Annotated in this window: 27 protein-coding genes and 1 tRNA gene; 16 read left to right on the top strand and 12 right to left on the bottom strand. The window is 63.1% G+C overall.

The annotated features are described in order from the left end of the window. Positions 1–8 precede the first annotated feature (8 nt). Genes OJ996_RS16480 through OJ996_RS16500 form a run of 5 tightly spaced genes read left to right on the top strand, consistent with a single transcriptional unit; the run spans position 9 to position 3789 of the window. Positions 9–1196: an ABC transporter permease gene (locus OJ996_RS16480; protein ID WP_264514725.1), complete on the top strand. Its 1188-nt coding sequence runs from the start codon at positions 9–11 to the stop codon at positions 1194–1196. A gap of 55 nt (positions 1197–1251) precedes the next feature. Continuing rightward, the gene (locus tag OJ996_RS16485) at positions 1252–1563 is read left to right on the top strand and encodes a Dabb family protein (RefSeq protein ID WP_264514726.1); all 312 of its coding nucleotides are present in this window, start codon (positions 1252–1254) and stop codon (positions 1561–1563) included. Positions 1564–1573: 10 nt separating this feature from the next. Continuing rightward, positions 1574–2575, top strand: a complete 1002-nt coding sequence (locus OJ996_RS16490; protein ID WP_264514727.1) for a galactitol-1-phosphate 5-dehydrogenase — start codon at positions 1574–1576, stop codon at positions 2573–2575. A gap of 8 nt (positions 2576–2583) precedes the next feature. Next, on the top strand, positions 2584–3006 hold the full coding sequence (locus OJ996_RS16495) for a DUF7685 domain-containing protein (protein ID WP_264514728.1): 423 nt from the start codon (positions 2584–2586) through the stop codon (positions 3004–3006). After that, positions 3007–3789: an SDR family NAD(P)-dependent oxidoreductase gene (locus OJ996_RS16500; protein WP_264514729.1), complete on the top strand. Its 783-nt coding sequence runs from the start codon at positions 3007–3009 to the stop codon at positions 3787–3789. 1 nt (position 3790) lies between these two features. Here OJ996_RS16500 and OJ996_RS16505 read toward each other — a convergent pair whose 3' ends face one another. Beyond that, a complete protein-coding gene (locus OJ996_RS16505; RefSeq protein WP_264514730.1) occupies positions 3791–4234 on the bottom strand; it encodes a GNAT family N-acetyltransferase in 444 nt (147 codons plus the stop codon). A 184-nt stretch (positions 4235–4418) separates the two neighbouring features. Here OJ996_RS16505 and OJ996_RS16510 point away from each other — a divergent pair, with 184 nt between their 5' ends. Next, entirely contained in the window at positions 4419–7340 is a 2922-nt protein-coding gene (locus tag OJ996_RS16510) for a PVC-type heme-binding CxxCH protein (RefSeq protein WP_264514731.1), read from the top strand. Positions 7341–7466: 126 nt separating this feature from the next. Further along, complete coding sequence (locus OJ996_RS16515; protein ID WP_264514732.1) at positions 7467–8690, top strand: M10 family metallopeptidase domain-containing protein; 1224 nt, start codon at positions 7467–7469, stop codon at positions 8688–8690. Positions 8691–8803: 113 nt separating this feature from the next. On the opposite strand, the gene OJ996_RS16520 is transcribed toward OJ996_RS16515, so the two are convergent. Further along, positions 8804–9184 carry a hypothetical protein gene (locus tag OJ996_RS16520; protein ID WP_264514733.1) on the bottom strand — a complete coding sequence of 127 codons (381 nt, stop codon included), beginning with the start codon at positions 9182–9184 and terminating at the stop codon, positions 8804–8806. 312 nt (positions 9185–9496) lie between these two features. Here OJ996_RS16520 and OJ996_RS16525 point away from each other — a divergent pair, with 312 nt between their 5' ends. Then, a complete protein-coding gene (locus OJ996_RS16525; protein WP_264514734.1) occupies positions 9497–9703 on the top strand; it encodes a hypothetical protein in 207 nt (68 codons plus the stop codon). 4 nt (positions 9704–9707) lie between these two features. On the opposite strand, the gene OJ996_RS16530 is transcribed toward OJ996_RS16525, so the two are convergent. From OJ996_RS16530 to OJ996_RS16540, 3 genes are all read right to left on the bottom strand, one after another. After that, the gene (locus OJ996_RS16530; protein WP_264514735.1) at positions 9708–10529 is read right to left on the bottom strand and encodes a PhzF family phenazine biosynthesis protein; all 822 of its coding nucleotides are present in this window, start codon (positions 10527–10529) and stop codon (positions 9708–9710) included. 104 nt (positions 10530–10633) lie between these two features. Next, positions 10634–12484 carry a M48 family metallopeptidase gene (locus tag OJ996_RS16535; RefSeq protein WP_264514736.1) on the bottom strand — a complete coding sequence of 617 codons (1851 nt, stop codon included), beginning with the start codon at positions 12482–12484 and terminating at the stop codon, positions 10634–10636. 59 nt (positions 12485–12543) lie between these two features. Beyond that, on the bottom strand, positions 12544–13008 hold the full coding sequence (locus OJ996_RS16540; RefSeq protein WP_264514737.1) for a hypothetical protein: 465 nt from the start codon (positions 13006–13008) through the stop codon (positions 12544–12546). Between the two features lie 152 nt (positions 13009–13160). Here OJ996_RS16540 and OJ996_RS16545 point away from each other — a divergent pair, with 152 nt between their 5' ends. The 3 genes from OJ996_RS16545 to OJ996_RS16555 are packed head-to-tail and all read left to right on the top strand — an operon-like array spanning position 13161 to position 16560. Next, positions 13161–15698, top strand: a complete 2538-nt coding sequence (locus OJ996_RS16545; protein ID WP_264514738.1) for a histidine kinase — start codon at positions 13161–13163, stop codon at positions 15696–15698. After that, positions 15695–16342 carry a response regulator transcription factor gene (locus tag OJ996_RS16550; RefSeq protein WP_264514739.1) on the top strand — a complete coding sequence of 216 codons (648 nt, stop codon included), beginning with the start codon at positions 15695–15697 and terminating at the stop codon, positions 16340–16342. Before OJ996_RS16545 ends, OJ996_RS16550 begins: the two co-directional genes overlap by 4 nt. 5 nt (positions 16343–16347) lie before the next feature. After that, positions 16348–16560 (top strand): hypothetical protein, encoded by a 213-nt coding sequence (locus OJ996_RS16555; RefSeq protein WP_264514740.1) that lies wholly within the window; start codon positions 16348–16350, stop codon positions 16558–16560. On the opposite strand, the gene OJ996_RS16560 is transcribed toward OJ996_RS16555, so the two are convergent. Both OJ996_RS16560 and OJ996_RS16565 read right to left on the bottom strand, forming a co-directional pair. Beyond that, positions 16561–17208 (bottom strand): DR2241 family protein, encoded by a 648-nt coding sequence (locus OJ996_RS16560; RefSeq protein ID WP_264514741.1) that lies wholly within the window; start codon positions 17206–17208, stop codon positions 16561–16563. It lies immediately after the preceding gene. Continuing rightward, a complete protein-coding gene (locus tag OJ996_RS16565; protein WP_264514742.1) occupies positions 17195–18016 on the bottom strand; it encodes a CbiX/SirB N-terminal domain-containing protein in 822 nt (273 codons plus the stop codon). The genes OJ996_RS16560 and OJ996_RS16565 overlap by 14 nt, the downstream gene beginning before the upstream one ends. Before the next feature lie 82 nt (positions 18017–18098). Here OJ996_RS16565 and OJ996_RS16570 point away from each other — a divergent pair, with 82 nt between their 5' ends. From OJ996_RS16570 to OJ996_RS16580, 3 genes are all read left to right on the top strand, one after another. Further along, positions 18099–18743, top strand: coding sequence for a lipoyl protein ligase domain-containing protein (locus tag OJ996_RS16570; RefSeq protein WP_264514743.1), 645 nt, complete (start codon positions 18099–18101; stop codon positions 18741–18743). A 63-nt stretch (positions 18744–18806) separates the two neighbouring features. Further along, positions 18807–18883 (top strand) — tRNA-Pro (locus tag OJ996_RS16575). Positions 18884–18990: 107 nt separating this feature from the next. Further along, positions 18991–19545: a hypothetical protein gene (locus tag OJ996_RS16580; RefSeq protein ID WP_264514744.1), complete on the top strand. Its 555-nt coding sequence runs from the start codon at positions 18991–18993 to the stop codon at positions 19543–19545. Positions 19546–19662: 117 nt separating this feature from the next. Here OJ996_RS16580 and OJ996_RS16585 read toward each other — a convergent pair whose 3' ends face one another. Genes OJ996_RS16585 through OJ996_RS16595 form a run of 3 tightly spaced genes read right to left on the bottom strand, consistent with a single transcriptional unit; the run spans position 19663 to position 22438 of the window. Next, the gene (locus OJ996_RS16585; protein WP_264514745.1) at positions 19663–21060 is read right to left on the bottom strand and encodes a sulfatase family protein; all 1398 of its coding nucleotides are present in this window, start codon (positions 21058–21060) and stop codon (positions 19663–19665) included. After that, positions 21057–22187 carry a family 43 glycosylhydrolase gene (locus OJ996_RS16590; RefSeq protein ID WP_264514746.1) on the bottom strand — a complete coding sequence of 377 codons (1131 nt, stop codon included), beginning with the start codon at positions 22185–22187 and terminating at the stop codon, positions 21057–21059. Before OJ996_RS16590 ends, OJ996_RS16585 begins: the two co-directional genes overlap by 4 nt. Continuing rightward, a complete protein-coding gene (locus tag OJ996_RS16595; RefSeq protein WP_264514747.1) occupies positions 22184–22438 on the bottom strand; it encodes a hypothetical protein in 255 nt (84 codons plus the stop codon). The genes OJ996_RS16590 and OJ996_RS16595 overlap by 4 nt, the downstream gene beginning before the upstream one ends. A 9-nt stretch (positions 22439–22447) precedes the next feature. Between OJ996_RS16595 and OJ996_RS16600 the strand changes: the two genes are divergently transcribed. Beyond that, positions 22448–22987 carry an RNA polymerase sigma factor gene (locus OJ996_RS16600; protein ID WP_264514748.1) on the top strand — a complete coding sequence of 180 codons (540 nt, stop codon included), beginning with the start codon at positions 22448–22450 and terminating at the stop codon, positions 22985–22987. 5 nt (positions 22988–22992) lie between these two features. After that, on the top strand, positions 22993–24354 hold the full coding sequence (locus tag OJ996_RS16605; protein ID WP_264514749.1) for a FecR domain-containing protein: 1362 nt from the start codon (positions 22993–22995) through the stop codon (positions 24352–24354). Here the strand turns inward: OJ996_RS16605 and OJ996_RS16610 are convergent. Both OJ996_RS16610 and OJ996_RS16615 read right to left on the bottom strand, forming a co-directional pair. Then, positions 24338–25189 carry a methyltransferase domain-containing protein gene (locus OJ996_RS16610; protein WP_264514750.1) on the bottom strand — a complete coding sequence of 284 codons (852 nt, stop codon included), beginning with the start codon at positions 25187–25189 and terminating at the stop codon, positions 24338–24340. The two genes, OJ996_RS16605 and OJ996_RS16610, sit on opposite strands and share 17 nt — an antisense overlap. Positions 25190–25261: 72 nt before the next feature. Beyond that, on the bottom strand, positions 25262–26476 hold the full coding sequence (locus tag OJ996_RS16615) for an MFS transporter (protein WP_264514751.1): 1215 nt from the start codon (positions 26474–26476) through the stop codon (positions 25262–25264). Positions 26477–26509: the final 33 nt, after the last annotated feature.

Below are 26509 nucleotides of genomic sequence, written 5' to 3' on the forward strand. Positions count from 1 at the left end.
ATCGAATCATGTCCGGACTCTATCAGGTCATCTCGGCCGCCCTCTTCAATCTCCGTTCCCTGCCGGAGCGGAAGGGTTCGGCCATTACCGCGGCGATCGGCATTGCCGGGGTGGTAGGTGTGTTGGTCGGCGTGCTGGCCATTGCGGAGGGATTCCGCAAGGCGATGACGGTTTCCGCCTCGCCGGAAGTGGCGGTGGTGCTGCGCAGCGGTGCGGACAGCGAAATGACCAGCGGCCTCGAGCGCGAGGCCACGCGGGTGATCAGCGATGCGCCGGGGATCGCGCGCGGGGCGAATGGTCCGCTGACTTCCGCGGAGCTTTTCGTGATCATCAATCTGCCGAACCGGAAGACCGGCACGGATGCGAACGTGCCCCTGCGTGGCGTGCAGCCCGGGGCCTTCGAAGTGCGTGGAAATGTCGAGATCGTGGAGGGCAGGCGCTTCGAGACGGGCAAGAATGAGATCATTGTCGGAGCAGGGGCGGCGCGCTCTTTTATCGGCTTGGAGGTAGGCAAGGAGATCAAGATGGGCCAGGTGACCTGGACCGTGGTGGGTATCTTCACGGCGGAGGGAGGAATCGCGGAGTCCGAGATTTGGTCGGATGCGGATGTGCTGGCACCGGCCTACAACCGCAGCGAGGGCTTCCAATCGGTGTATGTGCGCCTTACGGACAAGGATGTCTTCGAGGACTTCAAGGACACGCTCACGGCGGATCCGAAGTTGAGCGTGAAGGTTTCGCGGCAATCGGACTTCTACGAGGAGCAGGCCACGATCATGACGGACTTCATCACCAAGATCGGCGTATCGATCGCGGTGTTGATGGCCCTCGGCGCGCTCTTCGGGGCGCTGAACACCATGTATAGTGCGGTGGCGGCACGGACGCGGGAGATCTCCACGCTGCGGGCGCTGGGATTCGGCACCGGGCCGGTGGTGATCTCGGTGCTGGTGGAGTCGGTGATGCTTTCGCTGCTGGGCGGGGCCATCGGGGCGATCGCGGCCTACCTGCTCTTCGACGGCTACAAGGCCTCGACGATGAACTTCCAGACCTTCAGCCAGGTGTCCTTCGCCTTCAGCGTGACGCCGCGTCTGCTCCTGAATGCGATCCTGTTCGCGACGGCGATCGGCTTGTTCGGCGGGATCTTCCCGGCGATCCGCTCGGCGCGGCTGCCGATCGCATCCGGCCTGCGCGAATCGTGATGCCCCGCGCGGCGCTTGCGGTGGCGGACCGGCGGGTCTAGAGCATGCGCTCGATATGGAACACCACGTGTATTTCTGGCTGAAGGACGAGCACAAGAACGAGGCCGATCTGGCGACCTTCGAAGCGGGTCTGGATGACCTGTTCAAGGTGAAGGGTTGCACCGGCGGCTTCTGGGCCGTGCCGGCCAAGGTGATGGAGCGCCCGGTGATCGATCAGTCCTGGGACTACGCGACCACCATGACCTTTCCCTCCGTGGAAGCGCAGGACATTTATCAGGAAGACCCCGATCACTACGTCTTCATCAACAAGTTCAAGGACTGGTGGGCGAAAGTGGAGGTGAAAGACCTGGAGCGGAAGATGAAGTAAGGAGACCTGCATGAAAGCGCTGCAACTCGTCGCCCCGTCCGAACTCGCGGTGGTGGATCTGCCGCAACCCGAGCCGGCTGGCGGCGAGGTGCGCCTGCGGGTAAAGGCCTGCGGGATCTGCGGCAGCGATCTCCACGGCATGGATGGCAGCAGCGGCCGGCGGATCCCGCCGATCGTGATGGGCCACGAGGCCAGTGGTACGGTGGATGCCGTAGGTCCGGGCGTGACGGCATGGAAGCCGGGCGACCGCGTGACCTTCGACTCCACGGTCTGGTGCGGCGAGTGCGGCTACTGCCGGGAGGGAAAGGTGAACCTCTGCGATTCCAGGCAGGTCGTCGGCGTGTCCTGCGCGGAGTTTCGCCGGGACGGTGCTTTCGCGGAGTATGTGACGATTCCGCAACGGATACTCCATCGCCTGCCGGAGGGGCTGTCATTTGAAGAAGCAGCCTTCGCCGAGCCGGTAGGGGTGGCCCTGCATGCGGTGCGGCGCGCGGGGGAAATCGCCGGAGCTACGGTTCTCGTCGTAGGCGCGGGCTTGATCGGCTTGCTCATCATCCAGGCGCTGAAATATGCCGGGGCTGCCAAGGTGATCGCGGTGGATCTGGATGAAGGCCGCTTGAAGCTGGCCCGGGATCTCGGTGCGGATGAGACTCATCTTTCCGGCCGCGATACTCCCGCGCTCAGCGTGGACATCGCAATGGAGGTTGTGGGTGCCGCTCCGACCGTGGACCTCGCGATCCGTTCGGTGAAGAAGGGCGGCAGGGTGGTGCTGGTGGGGAATCTCTCGCCGAGCGTGCCGCTGCCGCTGCAGATCGTGGTCACGCGCGAGCTGGACGTGCTCGGTTCCTGTGCGATCGCCGGGGAGTATCCGGAGGCGCTGGAAGCGATTGCTTCCGGTGCGATCCGGGTGAAGCCGCTGATCACCGCGAGCGTGGGTTTGGAGAAGGGCGCGGAAGCTTTCGTGAAAGCGAAGGCCCCGGGTGCGCTGAAAGTGCTGGTCGTGGAAGATTGATCCTAGCGATGGACTCTTCCGAAGATCCGCTCTGCACCTCCTGCGGGAAGAATCCAAGCAGGCACCATCTGGCCATCGTCAAGAATGGGAGCAGGGATAGTCAGAACTTGTGCGACGATTGTTTCGAGGCCGAAGCTCCGCAGGAATACAAGGACGAGCTTGCCGCCATCCGGGCGGCCAGTTGCGGCTATTGCGGTGCCCAAGCAGCCCTTAAGGCGAGCACGATCGACACGATCATCGGCCGACCGGCGGACCGCTTCGCCTGCTACTCCTGTTTCCAAGAGCATCACCGGTTTTTGTTAGAACGGCTGCACGGTATGGAAGCCGGGCTGACAGATGCCAAGGCCTCGGACCAGATCCAAGTGCTGCAGCGGCTCTCGGAGGAAACCGAGGCCCACATGCGGGACTGGGTAAGACAACGCGACAACTGAATGAACCTCTTCGATCTCAGCGGTAAGACCGCCCTTGTCACCGGAGCCAGCCGCGGGCTGGGCAAAGGATTCGCCCTGGCCCTGGCGCGTGCCGGTGCGGACGTGGTGGTGACCAGTCGCACGCGCGAATCGCTGGATGCTACCGTGGCGGAGATCCACGCGCTGGGCCGCAAGGCATGGGCGGTGGTGCTCGATGTTCGCGACCAAGACAGCATCACCGAGGCCGCGGAGGCGGCATGGGCGGCGGCGGGCAAGCTCGACATTCTCGTGAACAACGCGGGCTGCAATGTCCGCAAGCCGGCGCTGGAAGTGACTTGGGAGGATTGGAACCTCATCCTCGATACCAACCTGCGCGGGGTCTTCTTCATGGCTCAGGCGGTCGCCCGGCGGATGGTCGAGCGCGGCTACGGACGCATCGTCAATATCGGCTCCGTGACCTGCGTGAACGGCTACGCGGGCCTGGCTCCTTACGGTGCGAGCCGCGGCGGCGTGAAGCAGCTCACCATGAGCCTGGCCGACGATTGGGGGAAGCACGGCGTGACGGTGAATTGCCTCGCTCCCGGCTGGTTCAAGACCGCGCAGAACGCGGTGATGTACGAGGACGAAGGCTGGGTCGACTACCTGACCGACCGCATTCCTCTCAAGCGGCCGGGTGCCCCCGGCGACCTTGATGGCACCTTGGTTTTCCTCGCCTCCGATGCCAGCGCCTACATGACCGGCCAGACCCTGCTGGTGGATGGAGGGATCTCGGTAGGTGCGGTGAAAGCGGTACCGAAAAAGTAGCTCACACGCTACGCTTCCAGAGCCAGACCGGGCCGTCTTCCGGATGGTCGATCGCCCCTTCAAAGGTGAATCCCGCCTTCTCGCAAATGCGGGTGGAGGGGCTTTTCTCCGGGAGGGTGTGGGCGATCAAGGTGCTCACTCCCGCGGCTTCCTTGGCGATCTTCACCAGTTGCCCGGCCATCCATGATCCGTAGCCCTTGCCCTCGTAGGGAGGGAAGGTGAACCATGCGAGCTCCACCGTGCCGGTCTCATCCGGTGGCCCTTTGAAGGCGCAGGTTCCCACCACCGACTTATGCTCCGTGAAGCCGAGATAGCCGCACCATGGGGGGGTATTGCCCATCGCCACGGTGCCATTGATCACGTCCATGAGAATTTCGGAAACAGCTTCGTAATTCTTGCAATCGAACTCCATGTCCGGAGTGATCGGGATGAGTTGGGGCGTCATGTGAAGGCCTCTATCATCTCGCGGGAATGCCGCTTGCCAAGTTCCTTCCTTGTCCGGGGCTGCTTCGAGGCGTAGCTCGGGCCCGGCGCGGAACCCCGTGATCTTTCAAGATCTTCGGGATGGCGCGATTTTAAGCGATTTTGATAAACCCTCCGCCCTGAAACCGACGAGTGTAGGGAAACCCATGATACGTCTCGCTTCATTCACCTGCTGTTTTGCGTTTGCCGCCGTCGCGCTTGCGGAGGAAGGCATGGTCAAGGGCGCTCCCGCGAAGGAGGCGGCGGGCCGGATGAAGGTGCCTGCAAATTTTGCGGTGGACCTGATCGCCGCCGAGCCGGACGTGGTGCAGCCGATCGCGATGAGCTTCGATCACCGCGGCCGGATCTGGGTGGCGGAGGGCATGACCTACCCGAAGCGCGCGCCGGAGGGCGAGGGCAAGGACCGGATCCTGATCTTTGAAGATGCGGATGCGGACGGGAGCTTTGAAACCAAGAAGGTTTTCGCGGAAAACCTGAACTTGGTGAGCGGCATTGAGTGCGGATTCGGCGGGCTCTTCGTGGGTGCGGCACCGTATCTCATGTTCTTGGCAGACAAGGACGGCGACGACCGTGCGGACGGGCAGCCGGAGATCCTCTTGGACGGCTTCGGTTACCAGGACACCCACGAAACGTTGAACTCCTTCATCTGGGGACCGGATGGCTGGCTCTATGGCTGCCACGGTGTCTTCACCCACTCGCGGGTCGGTAAACCGGGGACACCGGACAAGGAGCGGGTGCCGATCAATGCCGGGATCTGGCGCTATCACCCGGTGACGCGGAATTTCGAGGTCTTCGCATGGGGCACATCGAATCCGTGGGGCCTTGATTTCAACGACCGCGGCGAGGCTTTCTGCGAGGCCTGCGTGATTCCGCACCTGTGGCACATCATCCCGGGCGGCTACTACCAGCGGCAGGCGGGCTCGCATTTCAACCCGCACATCTACGATCCGATCGAGACGATCGCGGATCACCGCCACTGGGTGGGGGATATCAAGGATCACGCGCACTGGGGACACGAGAATGCGATCCCGAAGAATGTCTCCGAGGCGGGGGGCGGACATGCCCATTGCGGATTCGTGGTCTGTCTCAGCGATGCCTTCCCGAAGGAATTCCGGGACAGCGCGATCTTCTTCAACGTGCACGGCCATCGCCTGAACCGGGACACGCTGGTGCAAAAGGGCTCGGGCTTCGTCGGCAAGCATGCACCGGACCTGATGCTTTCGATGGACGAGTGGTTTCTCGGCGTGGCGCTGGAGGCAGGGCCGGATGGCGCGATCTATTTCACGGACTGGCACGATGAGACGAGCTGCCATCGTCCCGACCCCGAGCGCTGGGACCGGGGGAACGGTCGTGTCTTCCGCTTGCGGCACGGCGAAGTGAAGCCATGGAAGGGTGATCTCTCAAAGCTGTCCGATCTGGAGCTCGTGAGGCTACAGGCAGGCCGCGACGAATGGGCGCTGAGGACCGGTCGACGCATCTTGCAGGAGCGTGTGGCAAAGGGGGCCGAACTTGACCCGGCGGCGCGGGAGTTTCTGGTCAAGACGCTGCTCGATCATCCGGATGAAACGCGGCGTCTGCGGGCGATGTGGTGCTTGGCGGCAAGCGGCGGCATGGGCAAGGAGCCCTTGTTCAAGGATGCGAGCGAGTGGGTGCGCGCGTGGTCGGTCAGGCTGGCCTCGCAGGCATCGCGTTCGATCGATACCGCGGCATGGCATGAGCTGGCGGAGAAGGAGGAATCGCCGGTCGTGCTGCTGGCGCTGTGTTCCTCGCTCCAGAAACTCACGCCACGGCGTGCGATCGAGATCGCGGAGCGGATCGCACCCAAGATGAACGCGGAGGATGCGAATTTGACGCGGATGTTCTGGTTCGGCTTCGAGGCGCTGGTGCCGCGGAATGAGAAGCGCGCGGTGCAGATCGCGCTGAGTTGTCCCGATGGACGTCTGCTTGAATGGACGGCCCGCCGTTTGGCCGCGCCGGATGCGTTGCTCGAAGCATTGCCGACCGCGGGAGACAAGACTACTGCACTGCTCGCGGCCCTTTCGGGAAGGCTCGACAAGGCGCCGGATGAACGCCTCAAGCCGGAGCATCTCGAAGTGCTGGCGAAGCTTGCCGCTTCCGGCGATGCGGGCATGAAGGAGAAGGCGGAAGCACTCGCGGCGAGATCCGGCGACAAACAGGCAGCGGGCAAGCTGTGGTCCACGGTGGAAGACCGCAAGGCGGGTGCCAAGGAGCGCTTGGAGGCGCTGAAGCTACTGGCAGGTAACTTAACCAAGAATGATGAAGGCCGCTTGGGCGGACTCTTGGATGATCCAGCACTGCGCGTGCCGGTGCTGCTGGCGCGGCCGGATCTGCTGGACCAGCCGGCGGCAGGTGACCGGGTGGCTGGATTCACCCCTGAGGAGAAGCTCGCCGTCAGCCGCTTGGCTGCGGGTGAGGGCAAGGTGGCGCGCGTGATCGAATGGCTGGAGGCCAAGAAGCTGCTCGACAAAGATGTGCCCGCCGACGCGGTGGCACGGCTGCGGGAAGTACGAGATGCATCGTTGTTGGCAAAGGTGGAGGCGCGCTGGGGCAAGCTGAGCTCCGATCAGGCGGCGCGGCGTGCATTGGTTGCCGAATGGCGTGGCAAGCTGAAGCCGGACATCCTGGCGAAGGCGGAACTGCCGAAGGGCCGCGCGATCTTCGATCGCACCTGTGCTGCCTGTCACAAGCTCTTCGGTGAAGGCGCGGAGATCGGGCCCGAGCTCACCGGTGGCGAGCGCGGCAACGTCGATCACTGGCTGGACAACATCCTCGACCCGAACGCTCTGATCGGGCAGGGCTATGAGCTGCATCAGATCGAGAAGAACGACGGTACCGTGGTCACCGGGATGCTTGCCGCGCAGAATGACAATGAAGTCACTCTGAGAATGGTAGGGGTCGAAACCCGGGTGGCGAAGAAGGACATCAAGTCGGACAAAGCTCTCGGGATGTCGATGATGCCGGAGGGCCTGTTGAGTGGGCTCTCGGATGCGGAGGTGCGCGATCTGATCGGCTATCTGATGGCACCTGCCCAAGTGAAAGCCGAGTGAACCGGTTTTGCCGCTTGGCTTGATTACGGTTGATCATCAGCACCGGCAGGTTTTCCGGATGCGCGGTGGAAGGAACTAATCCTTCACCTCGGGGGGGCAGGACGCTAGTTTACCGCCACCCCTCCCATGAAATTTGCAATTCCACTGATGCTTGTGGCCGCGGCTCCTTGCACGGAAGCCATCACCATCGAGATCCGCTACGAGCTTGCCGGCAGTAGCTTCTATAACCAAGTGGGGGCGAAGGAGGCTCTGAGAGCCGCGGCGGACTTTTATGAGGATCTGATCTCCGATTCGCTCGGTGCGATCAACCCCGCTCAGTATCCCAGCGCTGCATGGACTCCCACCTACGCCAGTCCGGTGAACGGGAATACGGTGAGCATGAACGCCCAGGCGAATCTGGTGGTGCCGGCGAATACCATCATCATCTATGCCGGATCGATGAATCTGGGTTCCGCCGCCGCGCGTGCCGGGGCTGGCGGCATCAATCTCGGCGGCAGCTCCTTGGCGTGGTGGAATCAGGTCTACAACCGGGGCGAGCCGGGTGCGGTGCAGTTGGTGCAAATCGGCGGCAATGTGAACTTCACATCGAACCCGACGGACTTCGCTCCATGGGGAGGTGTGATCTTCTTCAATTCCGCGATCGCGAACTGGAACTTCTCCACCAGCAACGCGACCGGAACGGCAGGGCCGGATGCGCTCTCGGTGGCGCTGCACGAACTCGGGCATATCCTGGGTCTGGGGACCTACCGCGCGGATTGCAGTTGGACCACCCTGATCAATCAGGCCAACGGGAAGTTCATGGGTCCGCTAGCCCTGAATTCCTTCGGGGTGAATCCGCAGACGGATGCCGTCCACGTGCTTCCCGGGGTGACGAAGAGCCGTGCCTATGGTTGCTTCGGTGTTCCGCACGGGACCGCCGTGTTTCCGCTGATGTCGGAGAGCTTGCCGGTGTCCAATACCTTCGATGTGCCGACGGATTTGGATCTGGCGATGCTCCGGGATATCGGCTGGGAGCTGACCCTGCCGGAGCGGCAGATCGGCATTTCCAAGGGCGCAGGTGCCGCGAGTGTCTCGGTGCCGACTTCGACCGGATTCAACTACGAGATTCGTCGTAGTACGAACCTGTCTTCGTGGGGTTCCCCCGTGGCCACGCTACAGGGCAACGGGCAGGTGAAGTCATGGGCCGACTCCACGGTACCTTCCAAGGCCTTCTACCGGGTGACACGGGTCGCAGCCGCACCGGCGGGTGCGGCTGCGCCAATGGTGGCGGTGAAGGATACGGGGGATTCAGGTCTGGTCCCACCCCCGGCGCCCGAGCCGACGCTGTGCGGATGCGGCGGGACTCATTGAAGAATGGCAGGGCGTGAGGTGAGATCGGCGCAGGGACGGCTCGTTTGGGTTTTCGCCCCCGTGCCCTCCCTCATTCGGAAGGCACGGGGGCGACAGCCATCAATGCGGCCGGATCAGATCCGGAGTTGCCACATGGCTTCGGTATCGCGGTCGCGCCACGCGGGGCGGCGGGCGATTGGATCCTGCAGCGTGCGCACGGCCTTGCGGCCGCCGGTGTAGACGAAGCTTTCGACTTCGATCTCCACGACTTCGAGACCCATGTAGTACGTGTCGCGAAGGGTCGTGACGGATTCGGCCCCGAAGGCGCGAGCCAAGTGTTCACGCAGCAGGGATGCTTCTTTCTTTCCGAGGAAGAGGAATGCCGGTGTCTCACCGAATTCGCACTTCGAGCGGATCAGTTCGGAGACGGCAGCGGTATTCCAGGTGCCGTCGAGTTCCAGTTCGGCAGTGAGGGTGGCACTGTCGGGGAACGTGATGTCGTGTTGTGTGTTCATGCTATCGTGTGGGGTTGGGAGCCCGTCCGAGGGCGAGCAAACTACGCTACCCGCCCCCGGTTTTATCAAAACGGGCGGCATGATCCGGGTGAAAGGATCAGTGAGTCGACCCGTATGGCGGCGCCATTTCAGGCCCTAAAAGGCCCCGAAAAAAAGTTCTGCTAGGCCACGATCCCGCCACTTTGGAGGCATCCGAAACACGTTTGATATGAGCGGATTCGATGATTCTTGCGCTGGAGTAATAAGCAAAGTCATCACGGCGCAGGGTGCCCGGGGGATTGCGGCCGGGGGATTGCTCCTCTTCGCCTTGCCATGAGCAACTACGGCTCCCCTCGTAAATTCCGCTCGCGCTATCGCACCTGCCATCGTCAGGCAGCCGCACGTGCCTTTACATGGGAGCAGTGGGCCCGTGAAAGGCGGCACCCTGAAGCAACGCGGAAGGCGATCACGTGGTGCCTTGCCACAGTGTCGATCTGCCTCCTCCTTCTCAGTCTGATCTATCAGCTCGCGAGCCGTTGACCTGTTAGGCGGGCCGCTCTCCCGTGAGCCAAGCCTTGCGCTCCGCTGCCAGATGAATGCTTCCGGTCAGATAGGTGCGTGCCCGGCCGGAGATCGCGACACGATCTTCCCGCAGCAGGCAAGTGAGCTCGCCACCGCGCGCCGATACCTGCCGTGCGGTCAATTCCTGACGACCGATCTGCTCCGCCCAATAGGGGGCCAGCGTGCAATGGGCGGAACCGGTAACCGGATCCTCGTTGACTCCGGCCTTCGGCGCGAAGAAGCGCGAGACGAAATCGCATTCCATGCCGGGCGCGGTCGCGATTACTCCCAGACCCTCGAGTCGGGAGAGTTCGGCGAAGTCCGGCTTGAGTGCCCGGACATCCTCTTCGGACTCATAGACCGCGAGCAGATCGCGGGACTTCGCCGTGAAGAGGGGAATTTTCCCGAGTCCCTTCACCAGCGGTCCCGGAGGATCGCAGGCGGTGGGCGGGGTGCTAGGGAAGTCCAGCACCAGTAGCTCGCCGCGACGGAGAACGCCGATCTCGCCGGACTTTGTCTGGAAGCTCACCTCATCCCCTTCGAGCCCGCGATGGCGGAAGAGAACATGCGCTGCCGCGAGAGTGGCATGACCGCAGAGGTCCACCTCCACGGTGGGGGTGAACCAACGGAGTTCGAAGCCCTCCGCTCCCTGAGCCACGAAGGCGGTTTCGGATTGGTTGTTCTCCGCGGCGATCGACTGGAGCGTCTCGTCGGGAAGCCAGGTTTCCAGCAGGCAGACGCCTGCCGGATTACCGGAGAAGAGCCTGCTGGTGAATGCGTCGATCTGGAAGTAGGGCAGGTCCATGGTCGGGATGCGGGGTGGGGAAATCAGATCGGATGATCTGCATTCCTCTATAACCCGGAAAGGACCCCGGCGTCATGGAAATCCTTTGTGCTTCCCCGTGATTGTTAGCGCTTCAACAGGAGCGAGCCCTCGGAACCCATGACCGCCTCCGCTGTCCGTGTCTCGTCGCCGTCGTGGAGGATCGCGAGGAAATGGGCATCGACGAAGATGCCCTCGACCACTTCGCGAAGGATCTCCATGGCTGCTCCGTCCCGCATGCCACGCGGGAAGGCCAAAACGAGAACATAGCTGCGCCAGGCGGGATACTCGGAGACCTTCTTCCTTGCGACCCAAGCTCCGCGAATCGCTTCGTGCCGCTGTAACAGGGTCATCAGGTGGGATTGCTCTTCAGGTCCGAGTTCCGGTGGGAGGAACCGATCGCTTGTCCTCGTCGAGTTCCGTTCTTCGAAGGCCCGCTGCATGCTTGCGAAGTTGAAGTGGGCGCGATTCTTGAGCGTGCTGATCTCGCTGCTCCGCCCGAGACGGTCATAGAGACCGGCAAGCATGTTGAGCGATCCTTCGAAGAGATCGGGACGCTCGGATGCTTTCTCGAGATGGGCGATCGCAGCCGCGTCAGCCTCGCTTGCCAAGTGCATCCCCCGGAAATAGTTCGCGGGAGGGTGCTCGGGGTTTTCGATGAGGAAGCCGAGAAGCTCTTCTTGGATCGACTTCACTCCATGGAGCCGGGCGCGCATGAAAAGTTGCTGCCACTTGCCCTCCCGGGTGGATGGCGAGATGCCCTCCAGGAGGGCATGGATCTTGCGCTTCGTTTGATGGTCCTCCTGCCATCGCGGGGAAACATGCTCCTGCCACTGTAGGCTGAACTTGTCGCGAGCAGCCATGGCCACCGTGGTGCCGAGGAAGGCATCGGAAGCACGGATATCCAGTTTTCCGGTGGATCCGGCGGTCGCGCTTACTCCCAGCGCTGCGAGACGGTCCTTGAGGCCAGGATGAGTATCCGCGGTGCCTGTCTCGATCGACAAAGCATCCTCGAGCCAGCGGTTCTCCAAGTGTGGATCTGCCGCCGTGCCGAGAAAGGCGTGCATGCGGTGGAAGACATCTTCCGGCGGCCGCGGGGTGCTGGCCGTGGAGCGGCCGATATCATTCCAGAATCCTTCATCCAGGCGTTGGGATTCGATGGCGATGCGTTGCAAGGCCATGGCGGATGACTGCGGTGAGGTGACCTTCGCGGCAAAAGCGTCGGCCTGATATTCTTGGGCGCGGGAGAGGACGAAGGCGCTCGCGTTGAAGCGCGGCCAGAACCAGTTGATGAAGGCGATGACCGGTCGCGGTGCTCCCTGCTCGGAAAGGGAAGCCATCACCTTTACCCATGACACCCGCAGGCGGTAGAGCCAGTTCCCCAGCCGCCCGTGCCGATGGGAGAGGTGGGCGAACTCATGAGCCAAGACTGCGGTGAACTCGTCCGGGGTGAGGGCATCCAGGAGAGGGACGCCGAGGATCAGATAGGTCTTATGCCAGCCGAACACCCCTAGCCGGGGAATCTGGACAACGGCCGCATTTAGTTCGCCAGTGAGTAGAACCTGGTTGAATTTCACGCCGCCAGCTTGCCGCGAGATCGAGTCGATAAGCTGGAAGAGCTCCGGGCAATCGCGACGATGGACCGGGATACCCTCGGGTGCCGTCAGTCGGACCCACAGCCCGCGGATGATCGCAAAGGTGAGGATAGCTGAGGGAATACCGACCACGAGCCCGACCTTGATCGAAAGGAAGCTCGGCGCGTAGAGGATCCAGGCGGCTGCGAGGAGGGTCAGCGCTAGGCCTGCGATGAGAAAGAAAGCGAGCCCGCCATAGCCGAGGATGGCAAGAAAAGCAGAGCGCCGCGCCAAGGCGGGGTGGCGTCCTTTGTAAGCGGCTTCGAGTTGGGATACGAGGGCATCGAACTGCGCTTCAGTCACGCCATTCCCATAGGGAAGAGATAGGATTCTGTCAGGCTGAAAGCCGGGATCTCCCGATCTCAGTTCCCCGCCAGCGCGCGCGGGATCGACTTCACCTGTTTCTTCAGGGCGCGAATCACCTTGGGGGCGGCGAGCACGAAGATGCGGACGCGGTTCTCATTGTCGCGCGACCACTGGAGGTCGATCTCGCTGCGGACGCCGCTGACCTTTACCGGGAAGAGGGCGTTCTTCGCCGCGTTCGGCCGCGGCTCTTCAATGCGGTCGAGCAGGTTGCGGACCTGCTTTTCCTCGAAACCGGAATCCACATTCTCCACGATGCAGCCGAAAACGTAAGGGAGATACTCGCTCTGGGTGCGGATCTCGATCCCGCGCCGCGGGGTGTAGGCCAATTCGAGCTCATCGAGGATCTCCTCGGAGCTGCCATGTCCGCGATAGTAGCGTCTCTCCAGAATCCGCGCGAGGATCCACCCCGCGATGAGCCCGCAGCACACGATCGCGGGCAAAATCAAATAGGCGTAAGGCATTCGGTTCTCTCTTTCCGGTCATCTCTCGGGGGGAGTGGCGGTTCGGGGGGCACTAGGTATGACCCGGCGGAAGGCTCCCGCGTTCAATGTTCGCGGTCTTGAAGCGTGTCACCGCTTGCCACGGAGCCCGTGCATGTTTCTCTTTGGATCGCATGCTTTTCCGGCTGGGTTGCATCTTGCTCTCCGCGGTGGCGGCCATCACGGCCTCCGCCGCACCTGCCTTCCTGCCCTATCAGGCGGACGAGCACACGCTGCACCTCTGGCACCTTGATGAGGCGGGAGCGCCCTTCAAGGACGACGGCATCAGCCCCACGCCCCTGTTGGGCCTGTTGCACGGGGCGGAAGCAGGCAAGTCTCCCTTCCCGGGGTTTGGTGCGGCGGTTTCCTTTTCCCTCGCCTCGGATTCGACCCCGGGGATGCGTCGCTCCTACGGGCCGATTCTGCTGGCGAAGCCGGCTCTCGATTACGGCCCGAAGGACAACGTGGATCCGCCCTTCCCGGTGACCGGCCATGACGGGGCCTTCACCTTCGAGGCGCTGGTGAAGCTGGATTGCCTGCCACAGGACGCTCCGGGACTGGCGCTGGATATCGTGAGCATGGACGACGATGCGGGCGCGAACCGGGTCTTCATCTTCCGGATCGAGAAACCGGGCTTCCTGAGTTTCCTGCCCATCTCCGGGAGCGCGGTTCGTGGCGGCGGTCTCGCGACCATTCCCTCCACCGGTCCGCATGCGGTGGCGGTGGGCGAGTGGTTCCACGCGGCGGTCGCCTATGACGGTCGCGAGACCGCGGTGAACAACCTGAAGCTCTACTGGACCCGGCTCTCCGCAGGCAACGAGGTGGCAAACCTGATCGGGCAGGGAACCCTGACTGCCGACCTCTCGCCGATGCTCGGTGACTTTGCGATCGGGAACTCGGGTGCCTATTCGGGAGGCGGCGGACCTTGGGAGTTCTTCCCCGGTTCCATCGATGAAGTGCGGATCAGCGGGACCGCGCGCCAGCCATACGACTTCTGTTTCGTCAGCGAAGACGCGAAGTACCGCGCGGTCGAGCTGTCGCGGCGGCAGCCGGTGAAGACTCCGGAGTTGGGGATGATGCTGCGGCAGGTATCCGTGGCGGAAACGCCGGTGGCCATGCCGCAGCCGGGCAAGCCGCTGGTGCTGGGCTGGGGCCTGCACCGCTTGGATTTCGATTTCGGGTTGCTACCCGGCGTGAATGCCGACCCGCTGGCCGTGCGCTGTCGCCTGGAGGGGCTGGACGACGAGTGGCACCCCTCGGCACGCGGGATGACGATGGAGTGGGAGATGCTCGACAGCAGCGGCAGCTCCCTCGCTAGGCGACTCTTTGCGGTGACCGGGTCCAGCACCGGCTGGGAGATCGATGCGCTTGGCTCGCCGCTGGTGAATCGCACCGAACCTCTTTTCGTCCCGGAAGAGACGAAGAAGATCCGAGTGACGGTGTCCTCCGGCACGCCGGACACGACGGGCACCTGGGTGATCGATGATCTCTCGCTCGCGCGGTCCAGTTCGCCGGGCACCAACCTCTGGCCCAACGGGCACTTCGGGATCGGCGAGCGGATCAACCAGATCGGTGGCATCCCCGCGGGCTGGGAGCGGCGTGGCACGGAGCCCGCGATCGCCCGCGTGATGCAGCTCGGCCGCAGCTCCGCGCTGGGTTTGCTGGATGCGGAGCAGGATCACTCGGCGCTGTGGACTTCCACGCAGGAGCTGCCGGTGAAGCCTGCCAAGGGCGGCGAGACCTTCCTGCTTTCCTGGGCGGAGTCTTACAACGTGATTCCCGGTGCCTCGCTGCGGGCGACCTATCTGAACGTCCCGGCGGGGCACTACACTTTCCGCGCGATCACGGTGGGGAATGCGCCTGAAGCCGGGACCACGCATCTGTCCTTCCCGGTCATCGTGCGGGAACCTTTCTGGCAGCAGGGCTGGTTCGCTCCCGCGGTGGTCGCCGCCTGTGTGCTGATGGTGGGACTGGCATCCTTCGCGGCCTACCGCCGCCGTTCTCGGCATCGCTTGGCGGCGATCAAGCTCCAGCATGCGGTGGAGCGCGACCGGGCGCGCATCGCACGGGATATGCACGACGATCTCGGCACTCGTGTCACGGTGCTGAATCTCGCCGCATCCTTCGTGCGGCGCGCCATCGGCGGCGATCCCGAGAAGGCGCGGCAGCAGATCTTGCGGCTGGAATCCGCGGCGCGGGATCTGGTGAATGCGATGGACGGGCTGGTGTGGGCGGTGAATCCCTCGAACGACACGCTGGACCATCTGGCGACGCACCTCTCCGCCGTGGCGCAGGAAATCTTCCGTGATAGTCCGGCGAAGATCCGGATCTCGATTCCGCCCGATCTCCCCGCCGTGCCCCTGCGCTCGGACTTCCGCCATCACTTCGCGCTCGGGGTGAAGGAGGCGCTGCACAATGCGCTCAAGCACGCGGGGCCCTGCGATGTTTCCTTCCGGCTCTCCGTGGTGAATGGCGATCTCATGGCGGTGATCGAGGATAATGGCCACGGCTTCGATCCCGCCGCGCACCGCGAAGGTAACGGTTTGAGAAATCTCGCAACCCGGTTCGAAGAGCTGGGCGGCACTTGCAACATCGATTCCACCCCCGGGAAGGGTACTCGTGCGGTCTTCCGTTGCCAGTTGCCCCAAGTTCCGGCATTGCCTCGTTCATGACCTCCGGCAAACGCTCCATCGCCATCGTGGAGGACGACTCCGTCCTGCGCGAATCGTTCCGCGAAGCTCTTAACGCCTCCGACTCCTGGAAGGTGACCGGCTGCTACGGTCGCGCGGAGTCCGCGCTGCCCGCGATCCAGAAGGAGCCGCCGGATGCCTGCGTGGTGGATATCCAGTTGCCCGGGCTCTCGGGGATCCAGCTCCTGCGCAAGCTCAAGCCGCTCTGTCCGCAGACGCAGTTCCTGATGGTGACCGTGTTCGAGGATGCGGACCGCGTCTTTGAAGCACTGGCAGCGGGGGCCTCCGGCTACGTGCTCAAGAAGGACATCGATTCGAAGCTGCTCGAATCGCTCGATGATGTGGTCGCGGGCGGTTCACCCATGTCGAGCGGGATTGCGCGCAAGGTGGTGCAGCACTTCCAGATCCCCGTGGCCGAGCCGAACGAGGAGTACCACCTGACCCAGCGCGAGAAGGAGACTCTCGACCTGCTGGCGAAAGGCTATCTCTACAAGGAGATCGCCCACGAACTGGGCGTGCGCATGGAGACCGTGAGCTTCCACCTCGGAAATATCTACCGGAAGCTCCACGTGCGCACGCGCACCGAAGCGGTGCTCAAATACATGAACCGTCAGCCTGACGCGTGATCGCCATGGAAACCGAGCGGAAACAGTTCAACCTCTTCATCCGGCGCTGGCAGGCGCGGCTCTTCATCGCGGGACTGATCTTGCCGGCAATCATCTTCGTGACCCTCGGCCTGGTATTCCGGATGGAAGCGGACACCTCCGTGATAGCAGCGCTGATCGTGGGCGGGAGCTTCCTGCTCGTCGCCCTGATCTTGCAGGGCTGGCGCTATGAGCGCTGATCAGCGCGCGGCATCCGCCTCGGCCTTGGATGCCTTGCGGGCTTCGGCCACGAAGTGATTGCAAGCCTCGCGGCAGAGCAGGGGAATCGCCGCATCCGGCGCGATTCCACCCACGACACCGTCATAGCGGCTAGCCTCGCTGTCTTCGAGCGGAGTGGCTTCATCAATCTGCCAAAGGATCTTCTTCACGCAGCAATTGCCGGGTCCGCAGACTTCCTTGACGAGGCTTTGCGCACCCGCATCGCTGAGATTGCGGGCGAAACGATACATCCCGGTCTGCCGGTTGAGCTTGGTACGGAGATGCTCGACTTCGATGCGGTCGTCCTGCGCGGCGAAGTGCAGTCCGATGGCGGCGGGATAGAACAGATCGAGCGCCTGCTTGAGCTCATCCGCCGAGGAGAGCTTGAGCGCCCAACCCCGGATCAGGGAAAGCTCACCCTTCGTGAATCGATAGTGCCCATCCGAACCCCACGTGCAGATGTCGCGTGCCTTCTCCGGATTCTCATGCAGCTCCAATTCCGCAAGAGGCAGACTCTCGTCGTCGATGTGGCGGAGGGTATATCCTCCTGCATCCGCTTCGATCGAGACTTGGCCGATGCGGTGGACACCGGCGGCGATGGCTCCAGCCAGGCGTTCAGCGAGCTTCATGATATTTCGCGTCGAAGTCGGTCACTTGATCGAGAATCACATCCGCCATGTTCCGGCCGGTGCCGATCGCGGAGGAGTAGTAGAGCGTCTTGCCCCGCAGGTGATGCGGATTGTGGCGGAAAACATCGCGCTGGCTGGCAGCCTCCCCGGGCTCCGCCTCGATTCCCAGCAGCACCGGGATGTCCTGATAGCTGTGCAGACCGTCCGCGATGAAGAAGGGCACCACCACCACATTCGGCGTGGCGGCGAGCTTGTCCCATTCCGCGATGAAGGGCTGCTCTTCCATGTAGGCATCCAGAACCTCGGCGTAACCCGCACCGGACGCCTTGATCAATTCCGCCTGATCCCGCACCGCCTTGGTTGAGTTCTGGTTCAGGCCGGTGCCGTGACCGACGATGAAAAGCGTCGTCTCCGCCGGGTTCGCATCCGGCGCCACCTCCCGCGCGCGTTGCAGCAGTAGTCCGGTCATCGAACGATGCACGCCCACCGGCAGCGTGTAGTGCCAAGTCTTCCCGGCGCGGCGGGTGCTAGGCCCCTCCAACTGCAATTCCCGCGGGATCACATCCTGCGTGAAGTAGCCCTCGCTGATGAAATCCGGCACCACGTAGACCTCCTCCGCGTCGATCATGTATTTGACCTCGCGCATCGAGGGTTCCTCCTTCCAGAAGCAGCAGTGGACCTCGCCGAAAAGACCGCGGGAGCGGATCTCCTCCGCGTGCTCGAAGTAGGGCGTGGAGGAATCCGGATTTTCCGTCGAGCCGTGCCCCACGATGAGGAGGGCCGCATGCGGCTTGGGCGAGAAGGACATGCCCCCGAACTTGAGCGCGAGGGCCGGGGATGCAAGGGTTTGTTGTGCTTTGCAAAGCGGGCACGGGATCACAGCCTGCCGCGTGCTTCCGCGCCTCCAGCTTTGGATCGACCCTGTCCCGCGCGAGGGCCCGGAGAACATGGCGGTGGACCAATGGCTTGCGGAAACTTCCCGTGTGCCGGTCCTACGCCCCTACCGCTGGACTGAGGGCTGGGGGAGCTTCGGTTACTTTGTGAAGCACGCCGATCTGCCGCCTAAGGATCTGCGCTGGGTGCGACGCTGGACCGGCGGCGGGATCGTCGATCACCGTGCGGACTGGACCTACACGCTCTTCATCCCGAGGGGACTAGAGCTGGCGGAGGCCCGCGGTGCGGAGAGCTATCGGGTGATCCACGCGGCAGTGGTGGCGGCCTTGAATGGGGCGGGGATTCCCGCGCGGCTCGCAGGTCCGGCGGCACCGGCAGCCGGGGGGGAATGCTTCATCCAGCCGGTGGAGCATGACGTGCTCGATGCAGAGGGCCGGAAGATCGCCGGGGCGGGCCAACGGAGGACCGCTAGGGGGCTTTTACATCAAGGCTCCGTCGGCTGTGTCCCCCCCGCGGCGGAGGCGCTGGCCTCGGAATTGTCCGTAGAGGTCGATTTGGTGAGCCTTGAGCCGCCTCCGGAGGTGATTTCCAACCTCGCCGGAGAGCGCTACGGCAAGGAAGGATGGACCTTCCGGAGATGAATCGCATATCCGCAGGCTTTCGCCTTGCCAGCAGGGGGGAGCTTGGAGATTGTCCCGCCCGTCCGGGGCGTAGCTCAGCCTGGTAGAGCGCCTGCTTTGGGAGCAGGATGTCGTCAGTTCGAATCTGGCCGCCCCGACCACTTTTCTTTCACGGAGAGGTCCAAGCCCTTGGTGAGATCGCCGGGGTCTTTGTTATCCTGAGGCTGAATCCTCTCGCATCGAGACTCCAACCACTGCTCTCCGACCCATGAGAACAATAGAATTGGTGAGATTTCTCTTACCGACTCTGATGCTCGTTTTTCCGCAAGCTAGTTCTTTGGATCAATTGCCGGATCAGAGGACCGAGCTACAGAAGAGGGCTGCCATAGAAAGGGAGGCTCAGAAGGCCGAGGTTCAAGAGATTCAGAGAATCTCGGATGAGGCAGAGATCTGGTACCTCGAGCCGACAACAAAGGATTGGTCCAAGTTCCGTTGGAAGAAGATCCGTGGGAATGCAAAAAGTGGAATCGCGCGATTGATCAAAGGTGCGATAGTGTCCGACAGAGCGGGGATGTCGTTTACGCTGGATCTGCCTGCCGAGACCAAGCGAGAGCGAGCCGAAGGATTCGCGATCCTGAAGGGGCCTGACGGAGGCTTCAGCGGATTCGTGCGAAGGGCCAACTTCGAGGAGAAGTCTTCATTGAAGTTGATTACGGTGAACTCCTTCATCAGCGAGAAGGAAGTATTCTCATGGTCACCCAAGCCATGGTTTGTGGGGATCGTAACGGAAGTCTCCATCACGTCGCTTCTCAGGGCCGATTAAAGCGAAGAGGACGAGCAAGTTCGCGACTGAAGCCGGCCCGAGCTTCCTTTGCTGCCGAAACTACTATTGGTTTCAGCAGCAGTTCCGGGCGCCCCGACCATTTTTCCCTCAAGCCCTTTATGGCTTGCCAGGATACACCGGCTTCAATTCCTCCGCGGCACGGAAAGCTTCCGGCGTGTCGAGGATGACTCCGGGATCGAGTTGTTCACTCAGATTGCGGTCCAGCGCGGCTGCCAGTCGGGCCTTGGTTTCCGCATGCTTCGGATCGGCAGCCAGGTTCGTCAGCTCGAAGCGGTCCTCCGCGGTGTGATAGAGTTCTTCGGCGGGACGGTGGAGGAAGCGCTCGACCAAGCGCAAGGTGCGCGGGTTCTCCGTGGCGGTGAACATCCACGAGCCCCAGTAGGGATTGTGCTCGGTGCGCCCCATCAGGTGTTTCTCGATGTAGGTGCGTTCCGGGGCGAGATTCCGGATGTAGCGCCACTCGCCGTCGCCGATCGAGCGGATGGGATAGGGCGGGCCTTCGGGATAGTTGTTGTGCATCCCGTAGACGAAGTCTCGGTGCTTCTCGCTCTGCCCACGCAGCACGGCAGCGAAGCTGCTACCATCGAAGATCGCGGGGTCGGGCTTGCCCCCCGCGAGCTCGATGAAGGTAGGCAACATGTCCGCGTATTGCACCAGCGCCTTGGTCCGGCGTCCTGAGGGGACGACCTGTGGCCAGCGGGCTACGATCGAGGTGTGCAGGCCGGCATCCCAGTTCGTCCACTTGTTACCGGGGAATTGGGCGCCTTGCTCGCTGGAGAAGATCACCAGCGTGTCATCGGCCCGCTTGGTCTCGTCTAACAGGCGGAGCAGTTCGCCGACCTGCCCGTCCATGTAAGTGATCTCCGCGAGGTAGCGGGAGAAGCTCTGCCGCGTCATCGGCGTGTCTGCCAGATTCGCGGGCAGCTTGATCGACTTCGGCGGGTAGGCGGAGGCATCGCCCATCACCCAGGGAGCATGCGGCTCGGTCAGGGCCACGACGAGGCAGAAGGGCTGCTTCTCATCGCGGGTGATGAATTGCCGCGTGCCGCCGAGGTCGTGCGGGTTGGTGGGATCACGCACGCAATTCTCATCGAAGCCCGGGACCTTCTCGAAAGGGAAGGAGGCGGCTGGCTTGATGTGGGTCTTGCCTGCGAGGCCGACACGGTAGCCGAGATCGCCGAGGAAGTGCGGGATGCTGCGCGTGCCGGGGCGGCAGGTGCTCTGGTTCCATGCGCAGCCATTCCGCAGCGGCAGACGGCCGGTGTAGAATTCGGAGCGGCAGGGCGAGCACATGGCCATGCTCAAATAGCCCCGCTCGAAGACCGTGCCCTGCTTCGCCAGTCCGTCCAGATTCGGCGTGCGGGCGTTCTCGCCACCGTGGAAGGACAGGTCGCTGTAGGTGCAATCGTCCGCGAGGATGACGAGGATGTTCGGCTTCTCCGCCGCGACCAGGGGAGTGGCGAAGAGGAAGGAAAGGAGCAGTAGCGACTTCATTGGAACTTCTGGGCTTCGTCGGGACCGGGCGTGGCGTAGGCGGGATCCTTCGCGCGGATGAAGGCATCACCATCCTTGGTGCCGACTTCGATCGGCACGATGGTGACCCCGCGCTGGTTGATCGTCTGGGCATTCGCGGAGAGATCGCGAGTCTCGATTCCGTCACGCGGCAGCGGTGGCACGTTCGCGTTGAAGAAGGCGGTGCACCACCATTTGCCGTCGCGGGTCTGGAAAGGTGTGCCATGACCGAGGAAGCGTCCGGCGAATTTCCGCGGGCCGTATGGACCGGTGATCTTGTCAGCGCTGCAGTAGTAGAGATTGTAGGAGCCCTTGCGCCCCTTGTCCGTGGACCATGCGGTGCCGATGTGGACATACTTGTCGCCCACCTTGAGCATGGTAGCGCCTTCGTGGCCGATGCGGCTGATCGGCTTGCCCTCCGGGCCCGGGCGGCTCCCGGCGGGATCGATCCGCAGGGCTTCCCCGGCGAATCCGGTGAAGCCTTTCTCAAGCGGCGCGATCAGTGTGTCCGCCCAGAGCAGATACCAGGTATCGCCGTCTTTGAAGAGCGATGGGTCGTGCTTATCGCCCAGCTTGCCCTTCATCGGGTGGCTCCATGGGCCCTTCAGTTCGGGGCCCGCGCTCAGCGCGAGATTCGCCTTCGCGGCGGGGCAGTGGACCAGTGCCCAGCGCTCTCCGGTCCAGTGTAGCTCCGGTGCCCACACCAGCTTCCCGGGTTTCGGGCGCATGCTGTCCTTCATCGTGAAGGGCGTGCCGAGCGATTCCCATTCGACAAGATCCTTGCTGCGCCAGACCTGCACCGTGCCGCCCACGATCGAGTTGTCGCCCAGGCCCACATTGTAAGGATCGGATTGCTCGCGTGGATCGCCGACATCGGGGGTGGTGCCGGTGAGATAGTAGAAATCATCCGGCCCCAGCACGATGTAGGGGTCGCGGATCCAACCGGTCTTGATGAAGAGGGCGCGCTCGTGCTTGGCCAAGCCGCTCTCGATCTCCGTGCGGCTCATCACGGTAGGCAGCGGTCCGGGCTCGGGGGAGGGGTAGATCTCGGCTCTAGCCTGGAACACCAGGCTACCACCGAGCATGAGGAGTGAGGGGATGAGTTTCATTGGGCGTTCTCCCGGTTCTTCTTGTTGCGCTTTGCTTTGGGTTTTGGTGTGGCCATGTCCGGGGTTCTGTATTTCAGCTCGGGCTCGCGATTCTCGGGCAAGGGAATCGCCGGCTTGGAATGACCTTTCATTTTGCCAAGCGGACAAGTGTTGCCGGAAATCTCCGGGAGCGGCGAAAATTCCTGCTTCATGCGGAACACGTCACGCCTTGGCAAAATCCTCCTTTCAAGGACCGGTTTCCGGTCTTCCATTGTCCGCAGATGACCCGCCGGGAAAAAGACCAGCAGATCGATGCCGCCGTCCGCACGCATCACTCCGGATTGCGCTATTTCATCCGCTCGCTCGGCGTGAGCGATGCCTGGGTAGACGACCTCGCCCAAGAGACCTTTCTGATCGCGCATCGCAAATGGGAGGAGCTGGATCACCCTGACCAAGCTCCGGGCTGGCTGCGCCAGATCGCACGGAACCTGGTGATGAACGAGCTGACCAAGACCGGCCGCCGCCAGCGCCTGCTCGACGAGAAGGTGACCACGCTCCTGATCCAAGCGGATTCCCCCGTGCCCGCGCCGGGAGCCTTGCAGGACGCCGAGATCCGCCATGAGGCGCTGCGCGAGTGCCTCGACGGTCTGCCCGGCAAGGTCCGCTCCGTCATCAATGCCCGCTACTACGACGACCGGAACGCCACCGAGATCGGCGAAGAGCTTTCGATGAATCCGGCAGCTGTCCGCAAGTTGCTCTACCTCGCGCGCAAGACCCTGGCCGAATGCTTGGCCAGCAAGCAGATCCACGCCTCCTCCTGAATCCGATGAGTGACACCACCTCCGAGTTTGAAGAGCTCGCCGCCCGCTATCTGGATGGCTCGCTGACGGACACGGATCGGGACCGCTTCGTGGAGATGCTCGAGGCCGATCCTGCGCGGGTGGAGGAACTGCGTGCGCAACTCAAAGTCTCCGGCGCGCTCGCTCGCCTGCGCCCGGAACTCAGTGACGATACCTTCCTGAACGCGGTGCTGCCGCACTTGGGCTCTCTTACGGAAGAGCCGGAGGATGCCTTCGCTGGTCGCGTGAAACAGCGCCTGCGGATCGCACGTTGGCGGCGGAGCGGTCTTGCGATCGCCGCGGCAGTGGCTCTCGGCGCAGGACTAGCCCTCTTCCTATCGCGGGACGCGGGGGGCGAAGGCGAGGTGGTGGCCCAGATTTTTGAAGGAGGCGATTCACGCCCGGTTCGGAAGGGCGAGAAGCTGGCCTTGGCCTCGGGGGTCAGCCGCATGGAATTTACGAACGGCGCGGTGATCGCGATCGAGGCCCCGGCGCGCCTCTCGATCCGCTCGGCGGACGAGGTCTCGCTGGAACGCGGGCGGCTGAACGCGTGGTGCCCGGAGACCGCGCACGGCTTCCGCGTGGTGACCACCTCCGCTACGCTCACCGACCTCGGCACTTCCTTCGGCGTTTCCGCCGCGGACGATGGCACGGCGGATTTCCTTGTCTTGGACGGCAAGGTAAGGGTGGCCAAGGACGGGGAGACACAGACGATCGAGAAGGGCTCCGCACTGCGAACGGGTCATGGCAAGCGCCTGAGCAAGGTGGCCTTCGAGCCATCGCCTTTCCTGCGCACTTGGTCCGTCGCGTCCGGCATCAACCGGACCTCCGGCGAGGTGATCCCCGCACCGCCGGGAACGCCGGAGTCCCTCGCGGCGATGGAGGACGATGATCAGATCCTCGTCATTCCGGAACGCCGTGACCTCAAATTGAGTGAGCCGCTCCGCGTCGATATCCGCAAGCCCGGCACGTACGAAGCAGCTTCCCTGTTGGCTCCGGAAGACTTTCTGCCGAAGGAAGGCGTCAAGGTGCGCAGCTACTTGCTCCGCTACAATCCGGTGGGAAAGGCGAAGTCGCATACACGGCGCTTCGAGGGCTCCGTCACCTTTGATCGCCCGGTGCTGGCCATCATCGTGGGCAGCGGGAAACTCAACCGCAGCGATGAGCTGCTCTCGAAAGCGCCGCTGCCCAAGTTGAATTCCAAGGATAGCGACTTGCGCGGGCTTGAGCGGGGCCAACTTCCTTATCTCGATCGTGTGACGCTCTCGAAGGACAGGCGCACCATCGAGGTGACCTTCTACGCTGGCGAGTCGATCGACGAAATCCGGGCCATCACGAGGGACCGGTAAGCGGCGGCTTGGTGGCGGTGAAGACCACGTAGCGCATCGCGCCCGTGACGTAGGCGATCCAGATGCGCATCAGGGTGAGCGCGAAGATCCGGTTGCGGGAGAAATCGCTGAGCAGATAGCGCCGGAGCGAAGGGTCCGCGAAGAACCCTGCGAGGGTGCGGCGGATGCAGATTGGCCAGGTGCGGCGGACCTTCCGGCTGATGTCCTCTTCGGATTCCATGGCCAGCCCGGCATCCGCGATCCAGCGTTCATAATCCTCCTTGTTTCCCATGCCGACCAAGCAGCCTTCGCGGCAGATCGGTTTGAGCAGGTGCCGGACTTCCCATGGCTCCGGGTCCGGCCCGGCCATCCAGGCGCAGATCACCAATCGTCCGCCGGGCCGAAGCACGCGCGACATTTCCCGGACGCCATGGGCAACGTCCGGCAAATGTTCCGTGCTCTCGATCGCGATGACCGCATCGAAGGATGCGGAGGGGAAATCGTTCTCCATCCAATCGCGGAGGACGAAATCCGGATTGGCTCCGCCTTGCGCGATGGCCGCCTCGTACTGCTTCGGGGACACCGTGATGCCGGTAACCTGCGCCCCGTAGCTGGCCGCCAGCAGATGCGCCGTGCCGCCATAGCCGCAGCCGACATCGCAGACACGCATTCCCTCGGTAATGCCGGCACGTCGTGCGACCGTGTGGCTAAGGGCGATCACCGCTTCCTGCGCCGACTCGCGACCGGTTTCCCACAGGCCATGATGAACATGCTGTCCCCACAGGGAGCGGTAATAGGGGTCGAGTTCGTCGTAGTGGGATGCGACGGCTTCACCCGTCGTGGCCGCGGAGATCATGGCGGCGGGGACCCTAGCACCGATCCCCGCAAGCAACCCGCGAAATTCTCACTCGTGTGGATACCGCCTGCCTCATTCGCTCGCGAGAGTTGCACAAATCGGGGCTTTGCGTCGCTCGCGTCGCATGCTCCACAGGGCCACGGCTACCGCCCCGGAGGTAATCAAGGCCGCGATCCACGGGATGGCGGAAAGCCCCGGGCCGCTGGAGAGCACCCAGCCCCCGGCCCAAGCTCCGATAGCATTGCCGAGATTGAAGGCTCCGATGTTCAGGCTCGATGCCAATGTTTGGCCGGCATTGCCTGCATGCTTCAGCACGCTCAGTTGGAGCGGTGCCACGGTGCCGAATGCCGCGGCTCCCAGCAGTCCTACGAATACCACCGCGCTCGCCTTCTGGTGCATCGCCAGTCCCATCAAGCTGAGGACGGCTGCTAGCAACACCAGCGAACCTAACAGGGCCGTGCGGAGTCTCCGGTCCGCCAGCTTTCCTCCGAGCAGGTTTCCCGCGATCATGCCTGCGCCGAAAAGCAGCAGGATTCCCGACACCGCCTCATCGCTGAAACCGGCCAACCGGGTGAGCATCGGCTGCACGTAGGTAAATACCGCGAACACCCCGGCCCAGCTCAGCACGGTCATCAACAGAGCCGTGAGGACTTTGGCTCCGAGCACCTCGCGCACTCCTCGGCCATGGCCTTCATCCACCGCTTGAGCTTCCTGTTTCGGCACCAGCAGTGCGACCGCCAGCAATCCCAAGATGCCGAGAATCGAGACGGCCCAAAAGGTGGCGCGCCATCCAAGCTGGAGTCCCAGCCATGCTCCGGCAGGCACGCCCACCAGCGTCGCGAAGGTCAAGCCCGTGAACATCACGGAGATGGCTGAAGCCTTCCGATCCTCCGCCACGAGTCCGGTCGCCACCACCGATCCCACGCCGAAGAAGGTCCCGTGTGTCAGGGAGGTGATCACCCGTGCCACCATCAGCAGGGCATAGTTCGGTGCCAGCGCGCACACCACGTTCCCCACGATGAAAATCCCCATCAATGCCAGCAGCACCTGCTTCCTCGGCCATCGAGCACTCAGCAAGGTCAGCACCGGCGCTCCGATAAAGACCCCCAGTGCATAACCGCTCACCAGCAGGCCTGCCGCCGCCAAACTCACCTGTAGGTCTGCCGCGACCTGCAGCAATAGTCCCATGATCACGAACTCTGTCGTGCCGATCCCGAAAGCCCCCACGGTGAGCGCGTACACTGCCGCAGGCATGCGCCTGCCGTCCGAAGCGGATGAAGAATGCATGGCCCGAGAATGCATGCCGGGACTTGATTCACC

This window comes from Luteolibacter rhizosphaerae (genome assembly GCF_025950095.1).
Taxonomy (GTDB): Bacteria; Verrucomicrobiota; Verrucomicrobiia; order Verrucomicrobiales; family Akkermansiaceae; genus Haloferula; species Haloferula rhizosphaerae.